A 16,656-nucleotide genomic window follows, 5' to 3' on the forward strand; every position below is an offset into this window, starting at 1 on the left:
TAAATCTCACTATAAATCTGTCAGTAATCTCGCTTTTCTTAACAAATTTTGCAGAATTGTTTCTTGTTTAGAAATAATTTCAACTCTACCTGCCATCCCCAATTGCATCATGCACTGGTTTACTCCTTGCTTTAAAGCCAGAGTTTCAGGTTCAATAGTAACTTCATAAACAGTGCGATCGATATTGTTTGTTGTGGTTGGAGAAACTGCATTATAGTTGTCAACAGGAATGGCATCTGGAGAAATTTGTCGGACTTTGCTCGTGAGCGTACCATAATCTGGATAAGGACAGGCAGAAACTTTAAACTGTGCCTTTTGACCAGGTTTCACTTTACTTACATCTTGAGGCGTTACTAAAGCTTTTATGATTAGCGGGGTATTACTAGGAGCAATTTGAGCGATTTCTGAGTTGGTTGTAACTGTTTGACCTGGGTTGCGGAGATTAATTTTTAAAATAATGCCATCGACAGGAGCTTTAATGAGAGTATGTTGTAAGTCAAAAGTAAGTTTTTGTAGTTCTTTAAAATCAATTTTTATCTGTTTTTGTAAACCAATTTGCTGTTCAATCAGTGCATTTCGCTCTTTTGTCAGATTTGCTAGGAGTGAACTAATAGTGGCTTTCTCTTGAGAAATCTTTTCGGTTGCGATTGTTACCTCGGCTGCATCGGGCTTCAGAAAAGCTTGCACTCTCTGCAAGTTAGCGATCGCGGCTGTCAAGTCTTGTTGATGCTGGGCAATTAGTTTTTGTTGAGCCTGATTAGTTGCTTTTTGAGCTGCTAATGCTTCTGTTTGCTGATTGACTGCTAGTTGAGCTTCCTCTAATTGATCTAGTGCTAAAGCACCTTGCTCGGCTACAGTTTTATAGCGATCGCGCTTGACAGTCGCTGCATTGAAAGAAGCTTGCAGCGATCGCAAGTTAGCCTCGAATGCTTTTAACTCTGCCTGAGTCTGTTGCAACTTTTCTCTAGCACTGTTTACCTTAGCTTGTGCTGCTTCTACATCTGCTTGGCTAGTAATTTGTCGATCTCGATAGTCTCGACGAGAACGACTCAGTTGAGCTTGAGCAGAAACAATAGCCCGATTGCTTTTTTCTGTTTCTGCCACAATCTCAGCATCTTGAGCGCGAATTTGAGCCTTAATTTGTGACAACTGCAATTGAGATTGTTGCAGGCGAGCTTCCAGTTGACTTTTTTGAATTTGTAGGCGAGTATCATCCAGTGATACTAGGATATCTCCTGCCTTCACTTGTTGATTTGCTTTCACGAAAATTTGTTTAACTTGTCCTTCAATCCCTGGCTGAACAAGTCGCAATTCTCCATCAGGACGAATAATAGCTGGTGCTTGAACGCTAACATTATATTTGAAGACTGAGGACAAAATAGTTGTCACTCCCACCGTTACCACAATCAACAACCCACCCCACTTCATCCAACGACTGAGAGATGGTAATAATTCTTGTTCCTCATCTACAAAGAAAAAAGCTTCTTCTGTATTATTCAAAATAGACAATTCCTCTAAGTAAATTTCAAACTTTTTGCGGATTAGGAAATCAGAAAATTCAAATGTTCGCCAGGTTTTTGGCGTAATTCTTCAAGAGTACCTTGAATTTTTAAGCGTCCTCTATCAAGCATCACAATCCAATCAGCACGCTGAATTACTCGTGGGCGATGGCTAATTAAAATTGTCGTTTTTCCTTGGCGGTGTTGTAAAAGATTATCTAAAATTTTAGTTTCACTGATGGGATCGATAGCACTGGTAGACTCATCTAAAATCAGAATTGGTGGGTCATTAAATATAGCTCTAGCAATAGTTAATCGTTGCCTTTGCCCACCTGAAATATTAGCACCAAATTCTCCTAAAACAGTTTGATATCGACCTGGCAAATCGCTAATAAACTCATCTGCTCCAGCCATCTGACAAGCATTGACAATATTCTCAAAAGTGACTTGAGAATCGATAATATTAAAATTATCTGTAATACTCCTGCTCCAAAAGTGAGGCTCTTGAGATACTAAAACAACTTGTCGGCGTAAGCAATCAAGGGCAACATCATCTATATTGTAACCACCAATGCGAATATTCCCTGATTGCAGAGGATATAAGCCCGCTATGAGTTTGCATAAAGTACTTTTTCCACAACCAGATTCACCAATTAGGGCAATAACTTTTCCTCCCGGTATAGTCAAGGTAAAATCGTCTAAAAGCGTCATGCGTCCGGTGTAGTTAAAAGTAAGATTAGTACAAGTAATGTTTACATCACTCCTGAGCTTAACTACAGCTTTATCACTGTCTGTTGCATTTTCGGCAGGGGTTTCAATTACTTCTATCAGTCTTTGTGCTGCTGCATCTACTCGCACGAATTCATCGGCAAAAGTAACTAAATTAATAATCAATAGAGAAATATTCCGATTGAGAGTATAAAGTGCCAGTAATTGCCCTGTGGTTAATTCTTGGTTGATTACAAAAGTACCACCAAGCCACAAAAAAATAATTCCGCCAAGTCTATCGACTAAACGAGAAGAAGTATTGTTAGCAATACTAATTTGAATGGTGCTAAAAGAGGTGCGAGCAAGGCGGCTAAAACGAAATTTAAATTCATCCCAAAATTGGGGAGCAGCAGCAATAGTTTTGAGTGTGGTTGCTCCTTTAAATGTTTCTACTAAAATCCCTTGGTTTTCGCTCTCTTTATTCAAAACATTCTGAGTTTTTTGCCGCAGAATGGGAAAAAACATCAAGGTAGAGAGGAGCATTAAAAAGGCGAGAAAAGCTGCCAAGATAGTCATTTTGATGCTGTAATAAGCCATGAATCCTAAAGAAACTACAGCCACAAAAAATTGACCAGGCAGGTGGATGAGTACTTGAGAAATGAGTTGATTAATCGACTGGATATCTCTTAATCGACTAGTTACTTCCCCACTCCGACGAGATTCGTAGTAACTCAGAGGCAAGCGCAGAATTTGTTTGGCAAATTGTAGAATTAAGTGCAATTCTAATCGCTGACCGAAATGAGAGATCAGATTGGCTTGTAACCAATCTAAGCTACTCCCAATTAAATTCATAATTAAGATGATAATGACTATGCGAGTGAGTAATTGACTGTCTCCTCTCAGCAGTACATCATCTGTTAAATTTTGGATCAGTAAAGGAGCTGCTAAGGCGATTAATCCAACTACTAAGTTCAGGAGCAATATTTGAGCAAATAGGAAACGCTCATGCCACATTCGCCGCAAAAGCAGCCCCAATCCACCGATTTTTTCTCGATCGTCGGTTTGAGCCAAAAAGTGAACGGGATCTGGTTCAAGAGTTAATAAAATGCCATCCGTCCAAGCTTCTAGCAGCCACTTTGGCTCAAGGTACTGGATACCATGAATTCCAGGATCGGCGATCGCATATTTTTTGCCCCGTTTTCCATACAAGACAACCCAGTGATTTCCTTTCCAATGAATGATACAAGGAAGAGAAATAGAACGCTCATCAATGACTTTCAGGGAAACTTTAATTGCTCGGACATTGGTAAATCCTAGTGCCTCTGCTCCTTGCTTTAAGCCTAGTAAAGTTGTGCCAGAGCGATAAGTACCAGCAACTTCCCGAATACGATTGAGTGTAAAGGTACGTCCATAATATTTGGCAATTGAAGCTAAACAAGCTGCTCCACAATCTTCTTCGTTATGTTGGAGTACATTGTGATACTTCATAAGCTTGTTTTCAATTCAGTTGGGGAAATTAACAGCCATAAATTAACTTGCCTGCACTAGCGTAGGCACTGCCGGTACATAAGCAGGAGCATTACTTCCCGTAGCTACCATGTTCTGTTTTTCCTGCTCTAGTTGAGATAAGCGCAATTCACACCAACTAACAATTTTGCGATCTCCCAAAAAAGATGCAACTCGGCTCAAACGCTTGACGGCGGAAATAGCTAAAGGATCGAAGTGCAAACAGGCGAGGTAACAATCATAAGCCAACTGTACATCTCCTAATGACTGGTAGCACTGTCCAGCCATAAACCAAGCTACGGCAGTACCTGGAGGGCCTAAACGAGTTGCACTGCGATAAACTTGGGCAGCTTCTTCAATTTTCTCCCGCTTGAGGAGAACTTCTCCTAACTCCAGCCGATATCTTGGATCTGAAATATTTCTTTCGACGAGCTGGCGAGCGCGTTCTTCAGCTAAATCGAAATCTCGCAACCAGAGTGCCTCTTTTGTCCGACTTTCCTGTATATTGCTTCGATTCTCGTAGGCAACAATTTCTTGCTCGTGATTTTCTGGGATCAAACTTTCAGCATAAGATTGGCAAAGATCCATCTCTGCAATCACTTTTTCTTTCTCTTTTTTCAAAAGCGGAACAAATACACAAGACCGATAATAAACACTCATTAAGAGTTTGGCGGTAAAATCATCCAGTGAGGATAAAGTAGAATCAAGCTCTTTAGTCACAATCTCGCGCCAATACTCTGCGCCTTGCAAATCCTTTAAGGTTCTGGCTAATTGGACTACGATTTGTAATCCAGCTAAAATCTTGGTAATATGCCCTGATGGTGCATTATAGGCGATGATTTCTAATTCTTTAAAATTGTAAGGCAAGTAGCGATCGGCTTCTATTGTTAAATTAGAAATAGCTCGTAAGAAGTACAGTGTCGCATTATTAGGATCGCTTTTTAGTTCAGCTTCGGAAATAGGTGGCACATAATCTACAACAGCTTGATGAAAACACAAGCTACTTAACAGCCTAATGACGAGAATTTGAGTAGCTTTAGTTAGTCCCGAATAATTAGTTAAATAATCGCATAATATCTGCCACCTTGGTGTGCGTAACTCAGGTGCTAGTTCCAGGGGATTTTTCACCTGATACTGATATAGCCCTGATTCACGGATGAGACACTCTCGGAAAGATTCTGGAAGAATTATTTGCACTTGGTAAGGAACTGAAGTCTGCTCAACCAAGTGATTGTAGTTAAACTGAACTTTATAATGATGGGGTGAAACAGCTTGGAAGTTACCTAAATCTAAATAAACTTGATGCAACCAAGCTTTTGGGGAACTCTCTATGGAAAACATTTGTGACTTTCCTAAAAACTATAACTTGACAAAAAATGCTAGATGCGTGGAATTTTTAGGAAAAGCTAGTGTAGTAAGATATAGTTAACGTCACTTAATAAAGCACTAGCTTTTTTAACGTAACTCACTCACGAGTTACTTTAAATACATACATTTTCAGAAATTGGTCTCAACCGCTTGCAGTCCTTTTACTGAAAATGTATTTTTTATTACAATAGAGAGCTTTTGTGCAGAGTTGCACCACCAGAAATGGTTTCCATTGCTTCAAAGGACAGTTCGGTGATTTCAGTTTGGTTCTGTTCTTGTTGGCGAACTTCCTTTTCTGGCTTATTGGTAGCAGTATTTTTCTTAGACATGGAATACTCCTTGTAAATAAAACAATGAACTTGTCAGAATTGAGTTGCCAAACCAGATAAAGCTCATTGAAAGGCAGTCAGCATAAGTGTTTTACAACTTAAGAGTACCTTTCTGCTCCACTGCTAATTGCACACCTCAATCTGTAGTTAAAATAACTAATCTAATAATTGCTGCATAGTACCCTGATGTGTAATTTTTTCTAGTTGGGTATTTTGGTATAGTTTTAAGTTTTCGCATTTTTGCATCAGGGGGTTCTGTGAATGAGTCAAAAATTTAACTGATTTGCTCACCCTACCAGGGCAAACTCACTTAGATGTTGACAAAGCAACACAGAGAAACTACTAGGTTGGTCATTTCTAGGTTTTTTGAACCAATCTTTGAAGGTTAAGGGAAGCTAGAAGCTGTAAAACTCAGCCTACTTGTGAAAACAAAACTCCACCCTTGAGGGGTGGAGTGTTCAGAATTATGAATTTTAGCTGCTGTTTTATTTCTTTTTCGCAGCTGCTTTTGCGGCTTTAGCAGCTTTCTTGGCAGCTTTTTCGGCAGTGATCGCCGCTAGTCTAGCTTGTTCCTTCTCTTCAGCAATTTTTTCTAGGTAGTAGTGATAATCACCTAGATATACACGGAATTCCCCATCCCGAATTTCCACGATTTTATTTGCTACTTGAGAAATAAAATACCTGTCGTGAGAAACAACGATTGCGGTTCCCTCGTAATTTTGCAGTGCTTCTTCCAGCATTTCTTTGGCTGGAATATCTAAATGGTTTGTTGGTTCATCTAGTATCAGTAAATTTGCCGGGCGCAAGAGCATTTTTGCCAACGCCAGACGTGCCTTTTCTCCACCGCTAAGAGCGACAACTTTTTTAAACACCGTGTCACCACTGAATAAAAAGCGTCCTAGTAACGTGCGGACTTCTTCATTTTTCCAATCAGGGACTTCATCATGGATAGTTTCCATGACAGTTCTTTGTAAATCTAAAGCCTCCGCTTGGTTTTGCTCAAAATAACCGGGGATCACGTTATGCTCGCCTAAGCTAACATTGCCTTCCGTGGGTTGCTCTATACCCATAATTATCCGTAATAACGTGGATTTACCAGCACCATTAGGAGCAAGAAAAGCAATGCGATCGCCTCTTTCAATTAAGAGATTTGCTCCCAAAAATAAAATTTTATCGTCGTAGATGTGAGTTAAATCTTTGATTTTTATCACTTCTCGTCCGCTACGGGGTGCAGGCGGAAAACGGAAGTGCAATGTTTTGACATCAGAGGTGGGTGCTTCGATGCGCTCAATTTTTTCTAGTTGCTTTTCTCGGCTTTTTGCCTGGGTGCTGCGATTGGCACTGGCGCGGAACCTATCAACAAACGCCTGCTGTTTCTCTAGTTCTTTCTGCTGGCGTTCGTAAGCAGATAATTGCGCTAATTGATTTTCTGATTTTTGTTGCAGGTATGCCGAGTAATTGCCAAAGTAGGTAGTGGAAACACCACGTTCAGTTTCCACAATCTGGGTACACAGACGGTCAAGAAACTCCCGGTCATGGGAGACTATTACCATCGGTGTGGTTAATCCTTTCAGGTAATTTTCTAGCCACTCAATAGTTTCTAAATCTAGGTGGTTAGTCGGCTCGTCTAGCAGCAACAAATCCGGTTCTTGCAGCAAAATTTTACCTAAGTTCATCCGCATCTGCCAGCCACCACTAAAGGCACTGACAAGGCGATCGCCATCCTCTGGCTCGAATCCCATTTCTGGCAATATCTTGCCAATGCGTGCTTCCAAGCCGTAACCATCTAAAGCTTCAAACTGTCGCTGGAGACGATCCAATTTATTAATCAGTTTTTCCAGTTCCTCTGGGGAAGCAGTTTGCATTTGGTGCTGCACTTGCACTAAAGACTGATTTACCTGGTTTGCCTCCTTAAAGACTGTCCAAAATTCTTCTCTGACTGTGCGAGAGGGATCAACATCAAATTCTTGGTTGAGGTAAGCTATGTGTAAGCTGGCAGGACGAATAACTTCACCAGAAGACGGTTCAACTTCGCCAGTAATAATTTTGAGTTGTGTTGATTTTCCGGCTCCATTGACACCAACTAAACCAATGCGATCGCCAGATTTGACTTCCCAGTTGATATCCTTGAGGACTTCGCCAGTCGGATAAATTTTACTGATATGTTCTAGTCGCAACATCGGGTGTCTCCAAGGTAGGCAATTGGCAGCGAAGGCAGACTCACGTCGAGTCTAATCTTAACAAAATTTAACTCCAAGTTTGGCACAATCAATTCCTTGAAGACAGAGAAAAATTTTGGCTAGCAATAGGCTGATAGTTGCTACATCAACTGGAGGATTGATTTTGTGAGGCTTCCCTGACTTGTGCGACTTCTAAACCTAACGCCTCTGCTATCTGTTCTACAGTTAATCCCAAAGCCAATAGCCGAGGTACTGCTTCTAATTTGCCTTCTTGTTTGCCTTCTTGTTTGCCTTCTTGAAATGCGTCTTGATAAAATCGTGTCTGCTTTAACTCGCTTAAGCCAAACATAGTTTCTATTTCCTCCCTGCTCATCCTGGGAAACTTATAAACCAAAATAGTCTCTATTAATTCTAATAACTGCCGCTGTTTCGGTTTAGAGCTTATCTCTTGTTTAGTTCTATTTATTAGTTGCCTTGCTTGTGAAATAGCTATATCTTCATTTTCAATCACTAATTTAATAGTCGCAATACTAATAGGTAGTGAAGTCACTTCACCTAATTCATCAAGATAAATACGTAGGACTCGCTGGCTTGTAAAGAATTCTCGATAATGTTGTATATTCGACGTGTCTACACTACTGCTGGGATATATGAGCACACCACGCCAGTCATTTTGTGGTGAGTTTTGCCGTAGGTATAGAAAAATTTCTGCAAACAATCGAGCGTAAATATTTGCATCAGTTTGAAACTGCACTTCAACAAAGTAAATAGGGCTTTCTTCGTGTGTGGGAAGAAATACACCATCAATTCTGAATGCTGTTTGTTTGATTTCAACTGATGAAAATTGATAGGTGTTAGCCTCTTGTGTTAGTTCACCTATGAGTTCAAAAAAGATATCGGGGAATTCTTGAAAAAGACGATAAAAAATACTGTCAGTTTTCACGAAGTTGACAAAAGATTTTTATATTGTGGCTATTTTACTAAAGTAATCCCTCTTTAGTCACGTTGATGTTTTCTGTCTTGGTACTGTCTGTGTAGCTCTGGGTAATGCTCTAGATCTTCTACAGATTCAGGTGCGGGGAAAACTATAGCCTCAGGGTCTTGAAATCGATCAATATATGCTTGTAGTGCTTCTTGATCTTCTCTGTGGGCTAGGATGTAGCGCCTTAATTCTGCACGATTCATTGTTGTAAAATTGTGTTTGCTCATACGTACCGCCACTTTCCATTTGGATAAATGACAATTTCGGTTTCTTAGCCTGCAAGAATGACTACGTGTTTTGTTCGCTGGTCAATTGTCACCAAATAAATTGGTAAGTACATTCTAGTATTTTGATAGCTGAGAATAAAGCAAGTGCGTAGCTGTTGGTAGGTTGGCATTTTCTTTCCGATCACTTTTCTGCAATTTACCATTACACACTTTTAGCAAAATGATGCGATCGCACTACACTCAAAAGAGTAACAATATGTACTTGGGGAGCATATGCTTTGACACAACGAACACCACGTCCCCCGATTCTTAAACCGAATGAGACGTATACTTTCCGCAGTTACTTTTTGATGAAATTTGCTCCGGCAGATATTCTCAAGGAGTTAGGAGCGAACTTGGTTAAGGGTGCTATTAATTTACTTTCATCGCTCCTCGCGGGTGGTAACTCAGGATTTGATGCTGTATCGAGTTCCCACCGATTTAGAAGTCTTGATGCAGATTTTAGTGGGGATTTTGACGCAGGATTAGAAAGAGCGATCGCAACAATTAACCGCTACGAGGTATGCGTTCAATCTCCGCATAACCACTAAAAATTAACCGTTTTCCCTCGGTTTCCAAACGATTAAGCCGCATTTTTACTCCATCCAAATCAAAGCGATCTAAATCAACCATATTATCCAAAATTTCCGCTAGCGCCAGACTTAAGGTTTTAGACATTTCTCGCTGTGCTTCTGGCACTTGCTCAAGTTCAACTTCCGGGTTTTGAAAAGAAATGCGTCTGCGCCTTTCTACAGCTATGGTTACAGTCATATTCAACGGCACGAGTTCGCCGTTGTTTAAATCTGCTTTTGCCCAAAGTTTGAGGCGATTTTGGGGTAACAACTGCACCTTGATTTCGCTAAAAGAGACTGGTTTGCCACCGGATAAGGCTGTCAAAGCAGGTAAGGATAAATTCACTAAACGATTTCTTACCAGTTCTGCTTGAAAAGACTGGTTGATACCTTCTTCTGACAATACGACTTGGGCGATCGCTTGTGTTGGTTGCTTCAAATTTAACTTGCCACTCAAAACAGAACCAAAATCAATCGCAACAGCATCGGTTTCAAAAGACATTTCCTCCACTGCAAAATCTTTACGAATCACTAAGCCACGACCACTCATTTTAAAACTGTCAATACTGCCTTGTAAGAGTTTGCTGGAGGGATAACAGCGGACAAAGACTTCTATTGACTCGCTTTTGGTGAATAGGTGGCGAATCGTTTGGCTCGCAACGGTGTTGAGCATCCGCTCTCCCCAGTCGGTGCCTTTGGGATCTGTTAAACCTGTAAGTCCGCCGAACATTGAGTTGATGCCTCTAGAAGTTCTTTGTATTTTTGTAACAAATTGTGAAGGATGCAGCAAGTCTTTGGCGATTGATTGTGCTGATAGATCGGTCAAGATATCCGATTAGATCTCAGCAAAATATGTGACTTAGGTCATGTATAAAATTGGGACTTTTGCACTATGCACTAGCACCAGAGTGAATTATACGATGGGGTTGCAGCAACAGTAGAACATCCGAGCAATCATGTAGTCACAACACGCAAATCTAAATTAGACTTCGTCAAAGTTACAGGACTTACGCAAAATACTCTTCTAATTCTTGTTCTTCCGTGACTTGTGCGTAAGTCCCAGAGTTAGCTGAAACCTTCCAATAGAGATATTCCTCCTACTGGAGGATTGTGAGACCTAAGTATATGGTTACATCAAAATTGCCAATGGGAACATTCTATAAATAGATAATTGAAATAATACAGATAAGAAAATTACAACTTTAGAGCTACCAAAATCCAGTTACCTCGAATTCTTGCAGCAGTGCCTCTGTGTAGCCAGTACTCCTAAACAGAACAGGATAAATGAAAATTGATACCTCGCACCCCTTAGACACATCAAATTTCCTTCTAGAAGCAAAGAAAAAGAAAAGGACTGGTTGGCTATCTTGGCTGCTCATTCTTTTGCTTTCGGGTGGAGTTGGTTTTGCCGTGTATCGTCAACTGGTAATTGTTCCCACTCGCAATGCAAGACAGAGGATTTTAACTGCTCCTGTACAAAGGCAGAGCTTACCGATCGCCGTTTCAGCTAATGGTGCAGTTAAGCCCGAACGCTCGATTAATGTTAGCCCTAAAGAATCAGGTGTACTCAAAGCATTGTTAGTCAAAGAAGGAGATACAGTCAAACAAGGGCAAATACTTGCTCAGATGGATGATTCTGATTTACAAGGGCAACTCACCCAAGCACGAGGACAACTAGCACAAGCACAAGCGAATCTACAAAAGGCGATCGCGGGCAATCGTCCTCAAGATATTGCTCAAGCACAGGCACAATTAGACGAAGCAAAAGCAAACTTACAAAAGGCGATCGCAGGCAACCGCCCCCAAGATATTGGACAGGCTGAGGCACGTTTAAAAAATGCTCAAGCCACTTTGACAAAAGCAGAAGATAATTTCCGCCGCAATCAGCAGCTGTACAATGCGGGGGCTGTTTCCCTTCAAACTTTAAACCAAGCACGTGCCGATCGTGACAGTGTACAGGCTCAGGTGAATGAAGCCCAGCAGGCATTGGCATTGCAAAAAGCAGGATCGCGTTCAGAAGATATTGAGCAATTGCGGGCGGTAGTCAGGCAAAGAGAACAAGCCCTAGCACTCCTCAAAGCTGGAACGCGCCAAGAAGATATTGACGCAGCCCAAGCTCAGGTGACTTCTGCTCGTGGTTCGTTGCAAACGATCCAAACAAAAATCAATGACACTGTACTGAGAGCGCCTTTTGATGGCGTTGTGACTCAAAAGTACGCCGATCCAGGGGCTTTTGTGACGCCAACAACCTCAGGCAGTGATGTTTCCTCAGCCACCTCTTCTTCGATATTGTCCTTAGCTTCTACAAATCAAGTTGTCGCAAATTTAGCTGAGACAAATATTTCTAAAATACGTCTGGGGCAAAAAGTCAAGATTAGAGCAGATGCCTTCCCAGGCAAAACTTTTGAGGGCAAAGTCAGTCAAATTGCTGCTCAGGCGACAGTAGAACAAAATGTTACTAGTTTTCAAGTCAAAATTTCACTTGGCTCTGACTCCCAAAATTTACTGCGATCAGGGATGAATGTGGAAGCTGATTTCCAAGTTGGTCAATTGCAAAATGCTATTGTTGTGCCTACAGCAGCAGTTGTGCGTCAGCAAGGAAGCACAGGTGTGTTTGTGACAGGAGCAGATAACAAAACAGTATTTACTCCGATTAAAACCGGCGCTACGGTCAATAACTATACAGAAGTCAAATCTGGTTTGCAAGGAACTGAAAGGGTATTACTGAGCTTCCCACCAGGAGCGCGACCGCAATCAACACCGCGAGGTGGAGTCTTGCCTGGTATGGGAGGTGGTGGTCGAGGTGGCAGATCTCTGTAAAATAAGTTTTAAATGCAACTGTTATGCTTAAGGGTTTTTACAGAAAAAAGAGTACCCGTACAGTTTCATTAGTAGAAATCTTGTCAATGGCTGCGGAGGCACTGTGGAGTAATAAATTACGCACCGGACTAACTATGCTGGGTGTAATTATTGGGATTTCCTCTGTCATTGCGATTACTTCTGTCGGTCAAGGTGTGCAAAAAGGAGTCGAACAACAAATACAAGCATTGGGTACAGATGTTTTGCAAGTATTAGCTGGTGCTGCGAGAAGCGGATTTATCAGTCAGGGACTTGGTTCTACCAGTACTTTGACTTGGGAAGATGCCGAGGCGATCGCCCAGCAAGCGCCATCTGCTCAGGTTGTCTCTGCTTACTTACAGCGAAACGCACAAGTTGTGTACGGCGGGCAGAACACATCCACAACAATTTACGGCACAGATTTGAACTACCCGGAAGTAAGAAATGTCTACCCGCAAGCAGGCAGATTTTTTACTCAAGAAGAACTTGATACTGCCACGCAAGTTGCTGTTCTTGGCCCTACAGTACAAAAAACACTTTTTGGAGAAGGTGCTAACGCTGTTGGTGAGAAAATTCGGGTTCGGGGAGAAGCTTACGAAGTAATTGGGGTAATGGAGCCAAAGGGTTCTCAGGGGCCTATGGATAGAGATGACCAAATTTACATTCCCCTCACTAGTATGTCACGGAGATTAGTTGGTAATAATGCTTTGGCAGGTATTTCCGTCAGTGGAATTTTAATTAAAGCTAGCAATCAGGAGCAGTTAGAGGCTGCTCAATTTCAGGTAACTAATATATTGCGCCTGCGTCACAACATTTATCCACCAGCAGTTGATGATTTTCGGTTAACTAATCAAGCTGATATTGTCAATACTTTTACTAATGTGGTGAGTTTATTTACGGTGATGGTGGTAGCGATCGCCGGGATTTCATTGTTAGTTGGGGGAATTGGGATCGCCAATATTATGCTGGTTTCCGTTGTCGAGCGAACGCGGGAAATTGGCATTCGCAAAGCAGTAGGAGCAACCTATGCAGCCATTCTCAATCAATTTTTAGCAGAAGCGATCGCCATTTCTACCGTTGGAGGAGGCATTGGCATGGGAGCCGGTATTCTTATTGCCGCCGCCGCCGCCGCTATTTTCAAGTTTCCGTTTGTCGTTTCTCCCTTATCAGTCATCGCCGGATTTGGACTTTCATTCATAGTTGGGCTATTGGCTGGGGTGATCCCTGCACGCAACGCCGCCAAATTAGATCCAATTGCCGCTTTACGGAGCGACTAATGAAGCAGGAGGCAGAAGTGACGTTAGATGTGAATTAAAAGGGCAAGCAAAAGCCATATTTTAGAAATCGACCACAGATGGACACAGATAAACACAGATAATTTATCCGTGTGCATCTGTGTTTATCTGCGGAAAGTTTGTAGACGCTTTGCGGCTTCCCGTAGGGTGCGCCGGTTTCCGGCGTTAGCGTAGCTCCTCGCGGAGCGAGGCTCAAAGCTTTCCAAGACAGTGTTCGTTATCATCATAAAATTGGATTTTTTAATCAATCTATCATTTGGCGCTACTCAACGTGAGTTCTACTAATTCACATTAGGCGTAAGTGATTAAAAATTAAAAATTCAAGGCCAATTTGAAGAACAATCCAAAACCTAAAATATAAAATCTAAAATCGTATGATTTGGATGGAGTCTATCACCAAAACCTACCGCTTAGGAGAAGTGGATGTCCCAGTACTCAAGGGAATTGATTTATCTATTGAGGAAGGAGAATACGTTGCCATTATGGGTATGTCGGGTTCCGGTAAATCCACTCTCATGAATATTATTGGCTGTCTCGACCGTCCGACAACAGGGCATTACGTCCTTGAGGGCAGAAACCTGACTACCTTTGACGATGATGAGTTAGCGTATATCCGCAATCAACGCATCGGTTTTGTATTCCAACAATTTAATCTTTTGTCGCGGGCGACGGCATTAGATAACGTCATGCTACCGATGGTTTATGCCAATGTACCAAAACCACAACGCCGTCAAAGAGCAATTGAAGCCCTAACAAGGGTAGGTTTAGGCGATCGCATTAATAACCGTCCCAGCCAATTGTCGGGCGGACAACAACAGCGGGTTGCCATTGCTCGTGCTTTGGTAAATCGACCGGCTTTAGTCTTAGCGGATGAGCCAACAGGAGCTTTAGACACCACAACTTCCCACGAAGTCATGGAATTGCTAACAGAATTGAATAACCAAGGCATTACGATTGTGATTGTGACTCATGAGCCAGATATTGCTGCTCAAACAAAACGGACTATTCGTGTTCAGGATGGTTTAGTTGTAGCTGGATAGTGGCGATCGCCCTCCACTCTTCAACCATCCAACAACATCAAATTTTCAAACGGATACTGATTCTTCCAACGGTAAGCGTTAAAATCTCTAAAATCTATCGATAAAATTCTTCCGTGCCCTAAATGCTCTGCTAAAACTACCAGCGAAGCATCGGCAAGATCCATTGGCAAGTTTGCATATTGTTCCATCAATTCACAAATGCGTCTGCCATGATGGGGTTGCAAATCAAAAACTGTAATTACTTCTAAAGATAAGTTATTTATGAAACTTACTTGAGCATGGTTGCCTATCGTAGTGAGGAGTAAGTAGCAAGTTTCAGTAACGACAGCCCAAGTTGTAATTAAAGGTTCGTTTATATTGGCAAGTATCGCTATTGCCTGAGCGTGATACTGGTCATTTCGATTTGCCAAAGCTAACCAAAACCCCGTATCAACTATAACCATATTTGGTTTTTAAGTTATCTCTCAAAATAGACTTGTAGTTTACAGATAAACTTGGTTCTGCCTCTCCACAACCAATAAAACCAGTTTCTGTTAGCAATTTATGGGGATTCTGTTGCTGGTGCTGAAGCTTTTGATAGTACAAGTCAATAGCAGACTTAATCACATCTGTCACTGCCTGATTGGTTTGCTGTTTAATACAGGCTAGTTTGCGAGCAGACTCTTCATCTAATCGGGCATTAATTCGCATTGTCTTTTCTACTTGTCATACATTAGTATGACAAGCTTACCATATTTATTACCTCGTCAACAACTTCCGTCGCAGCAAATCCAATGCTGTACACGCGCTCAAATGCCGAACAAACGACCGACTTCGCCCTGTACCAAAGCGATATTCAAAACTTTCCACGCCATTTGGCCCTGCTAAACCGATGTATACTAAACCCACTGGCTTTGTCTGTGTTCCACCACCAGGCCCGGCGATACCAGTGATACTCAATCCCCAAGAAGTGCCCAGACGCGATCGCACTCCCAATGCCATTTGCTCTGCCACAGTAGTACTTACCGCCCCAAATTTGGCTAAGTCTTCTGGATTAACCCCTAAAAGCCTCTCTTTTACTGAATTGTCATAGGAAATTATCCCACCCCAAAAGTAATCAGAGCTACCAGATACTTCGGTCAACATCTGCCCCAATCCACCACCTGTGCAGGATTCTGCAACGGAAAGGGTTTCTCCTGTCTTACGCAAACTATGACCAACTACGGAAGCAAGTGTGTCATCATCAGCACCGTAATAATCCAGCCCAGCAATTTCTTGAAGTTGTTTTTCTACAGGAGCAATTAACTCTTGTGCCTCGGTTTCCGAAGTAGCTTTGGCAGAAACTCGTAGCTTAACTTCTCCCTTACTGGCATAGGGTGCAACCGTTGGGTTAGGCAATTTGAGATAGGCAGCAACTTTTTCTGCTAAAGCAGATTCACCAATGCCCCAGAATTTTAACATCCGGCTGTAGATGATTTCCTTGCCCCAACCCTGGCTTTTTAGATAAGGTACTGCTGTTTCTTCCCACATTCTTTGCATTTCACTCGGTACACCAGGGAAGGTAAAAATTGTCAATCCAGGACGAGGCTGCCAGATGATACCCGGTGCGGTGCCAGTGGGATTAGGTAAAATTTCTGCTCCTTTGGGTATCAAAGCTTGCTTGCGGTTACTAGGAGTCATTGTGCGATTGCGCTGTTGGAATTTCCGGGCAATATCCTCAATAATTTCCGGGCGTTCTACCAAGGGGACGCCAAAAACGTCGGCGATAGTTTCGCAGGTGAGATCGTCAGGTGTAGGCCCAAGTCCACCAGTAAAAATCAGAATTTCTGCTCTTTGACTAGCAATTTCGATCACGTGCTTGAGCCTTTGTGGGTTGTCTCCTACTACTGTTTGATAGTAGTGAGGAATGCCTAATTTTGCTAGCTCAATTGCCAAATATTGAGAATTGCTGTTGAGTATATTTCCTAGTAGTAGTTCAGTCCCAACACAAATAATTTCTGCACTCATGAGAATGGGGAATAGGGATTGTTAGTAGTTGGTAGTTGGTAGATACAGACGCGATTCATCGCGTCTGTACAATTAGTAGTTGGTAGT

The 16,656-nt window shown here is 41.9% G+C and carries 16 protein-coding genes; 4 read left to right on the top strand and 12 right to left on the bottom strand.

Translation table 11 applies throughout. The features are described 5' to 3' along the window. Window positions 1–9: 9 nt before the first annotated feature. The 8 genes from UYC_RS0122340 to UYC_RS39980 form a co-directional block, all read right to left on the bottom strand. Window positions 10–1,500, bottom strand: a complete 1,491-nt coding sequence (locus UYC_RS0122340) for an HlyD family secretion protein (RefSeq protein WP_016875076.1) — start codon at window positions 1,498–1,500, stop codon at window positions 10–12. A 41-nt stretch (window positions 1,501–1,541) separates the two neighbouring features. Further along, window positions 1,542–3,695, bottom strand: a complete 2,154-nt coding sequence (locus UYC_RS0122345) for a peptidase domain-containing ABC transporter (protein ID WP_016875075.1) — start codon at window positions 3,693–3,695, stop codon at window positions 1,542–1,544. Window positions 3,696–3,737: 42 nt separating this feature from the next. Further along, entirely contained in the window at window positions 3,738–5,054 is a 1,317-nt protein-coding gene (locus UYC_RS0122350; RefSeq protein WP_016875074.1) for a tetratricopeptide repeat protein, read from the bottom strand. 209 nt (window positions 5,055–5,263) lie between these two features. Further along, window positions 5,264–5,410, bottom strand: coding sequence for a hypothetical protein (locus tag UYC_RS39055; RefSeq protein WP_016875073.1), 147 nt, complete (start codon window positions 5,408–5,410; stop codon window positions 5,264–5,266). Window positions 5,411–5,895: 485 nt separating this feature from the next. After that, the gene (locus UYC_RS0122365) at window positions 5,896–7,590 is read right to left on the bottom strand and encodes an ABC-F family ATP-binding cassette domain-containing protein (protein WP_016875072.1); all 1,695 of its coding nucleotides are present in this window, start codon (window positions 7,588–7,590) and stop codon (window positions 5,896–5,898) included. 145 nt (window positions 7,591–7,735) lie between these two features. Continuing rightward, entirely contained in the window at window positions 7,736–8,533 is a 798-nt protein-coding gene (locus UYC_RS0122370; protein WP_016875071.1) for an Rpn family recombination-promoting nuclease/putative transposase, read from the bottom strand. Between the two features lie 53 nt (window positions 8,534–8,586). After that, window positions 8,587–8,799, bottom strand: coding sequence for a DUF6887 family protein (locus UYC_RS0122375; RefSeq protein ID WP_016875070.1), 213 nt, complete (start codon window positions 8,797–8,799; stop codon window positions 8,587–8,589). Between the two features lie 44 nt (window positions 8,800–8,843). After that, window positions 8,844–8,969 carry a DUF6888 family protein gene (locus UYC_RS39980; protein WP_085951649.1) on the bottom strand — a complete coding sequence of 42 codons (126 nt, stop codon included), beginning with the start codon at window positions 8,967–8,969 and terminating at the stop codon, window positions 8,844–8,846. Window positions 8,970–9,077: 108 nt separating this feature from the next. Between UYC_RS39980 and UYC_RS36760 the strand changes: the two genes are divergently transcribed. Further along, window positions 9,078–9,389 carry a hypothetical protein gene (locus UYC_RS36760; protein ID WP_071588443.1) on the top strand — a complete coding sequence of 104 codons (312 nt, stop codon included), beginning with the start codon at window positions 9,078–9,080 and terminating at the stop codon, window positions 9,387–9,389. On the opposite strand, the gene UYC_RS0122380 is transcribed toward UYC_RS36760, so the two are convergent. Then, on the bottom strand, window positions 9,346–10,140 hold the full coding sequence (locus UYC_RS0122380; RefSeq protein WP_016879661.1) for an LmeA family phospholipid-binding protein: 795 nt from the start codon (window positions 10,138–10,140) through the stop codon (window positions 9,346–9,348). The two genes, UYC_RS36760 and UYC_RS0122380, sit on opposite strands and share 44 nt — an antisense overlap. A gap of 554 nt (window positions 10,141–10,694) precedes the next feature. Between UYC_RS0122380 and UYC_RS0122385 the strand changes: the two genes are divergently transcribed. The 3 genes from UYC_RS0122385 to UYC_RS0122395 all read left to right on the top strand — a co-directional run bounded on the left by UYC_RS0122385 (window position 10,695) and on the right by UYC_RS0122395 (window position 14,583). Then, window positions 10,695–12,230, top strand: a complete 1,536-nt coding sequence (locus tag UYC_RS0122385; RefSeq protein WP_016875068.1) for an efflux RND transporter periplasmic adaptor subunit — start codon at window positions 10,695–10,697, stop codon at window positions 12,228–12,230. Between the two features lie 23 nt (window positions 12,231–12,253). Beyond that, entirely contained in the window at window positions 12,254–13,525 is a 1,272-nt protein-coding gene (locus UYC_RS0122390; protein WP_016875067.1) for an ABC transporter permease, read from the top strand. A 392-nt stretch (window positions 13,526–13,917) separates the two neighbouring features. Continuing rightward, on the top strand, window positions 13,918–14,583 hold the full coding sequence (locus UYC_RS0122395) for an ABC transporter ATP-binding protein (RefSeq protein WP_016875066.1): 666 nt from the start codon (window positions 13,918–13,920) through the stop codon (window positions 14,581–14,583). 20 nt (window positions 14,584–14,603) lie between these two features. Here the strand turns inward: UYC_RS0122395 and UYC_RS0122400 are convergent, their stop codons facing one another. From UYC_RS0122400 to UYC_RS0122410, 3 genes are read right to left on the bottom strand one after another with little or no spacing between them, the layout of a single operon-like run. Beyond that, a complete protein-coding gene (locus UYC_RS0122400; RefSeq protein ID WP_016875065.1) occupies window positions 14,604–15,026 on the bottom strand; it encodes a type II toxin-antitoxin system VapC family toxin in 423 nt (140 codons plus the stop codon). Next, on the bottom strand, window positions 15,013–15,273 hold the full coding sequence (locus UYC_RS0122405; RefSeq protein ID WP_016875064.1) for a ribbon-helix-helix domain-containing protein: 261 nt from the start codon (window positions 15,271–15,273) through the stop codon (window positions 15,013–15,015). Before UYC_RS0122405 ends, UYC_RS0122400 begins: the two co-directional genes overlap by 14 nt. A 48-nt stretch (window positions 15,274–15,321) precedes the next feature. Then, window positions 15,322–16,569 carry a competence/damage-inducible protein A gene (locus tag UYC_RS0122410; protein WP_016875063.1) on the bottom strand — a complete coding sequence of 416 codons (1,248 nt, stop codon included), beginning with the start codon at window positions 16,567–16,569 and terminating at the stop codon, window positions 15,322–15,324. Between the last annotated feature and the right edge of the window lie 87 nt (window positions 16,570–16,656).

It is taken from the genome of Chlorogloeopsis fritschii PCC 6912 (genome assembly GCF_000317285.1).
GTDB lineage: Bacteria > Cyanobacteriota > Cyanobacteriia > Cyanobacteriales > Nostocaceae > Chlorogloeopsis > Chlorogloeopsis fritschii.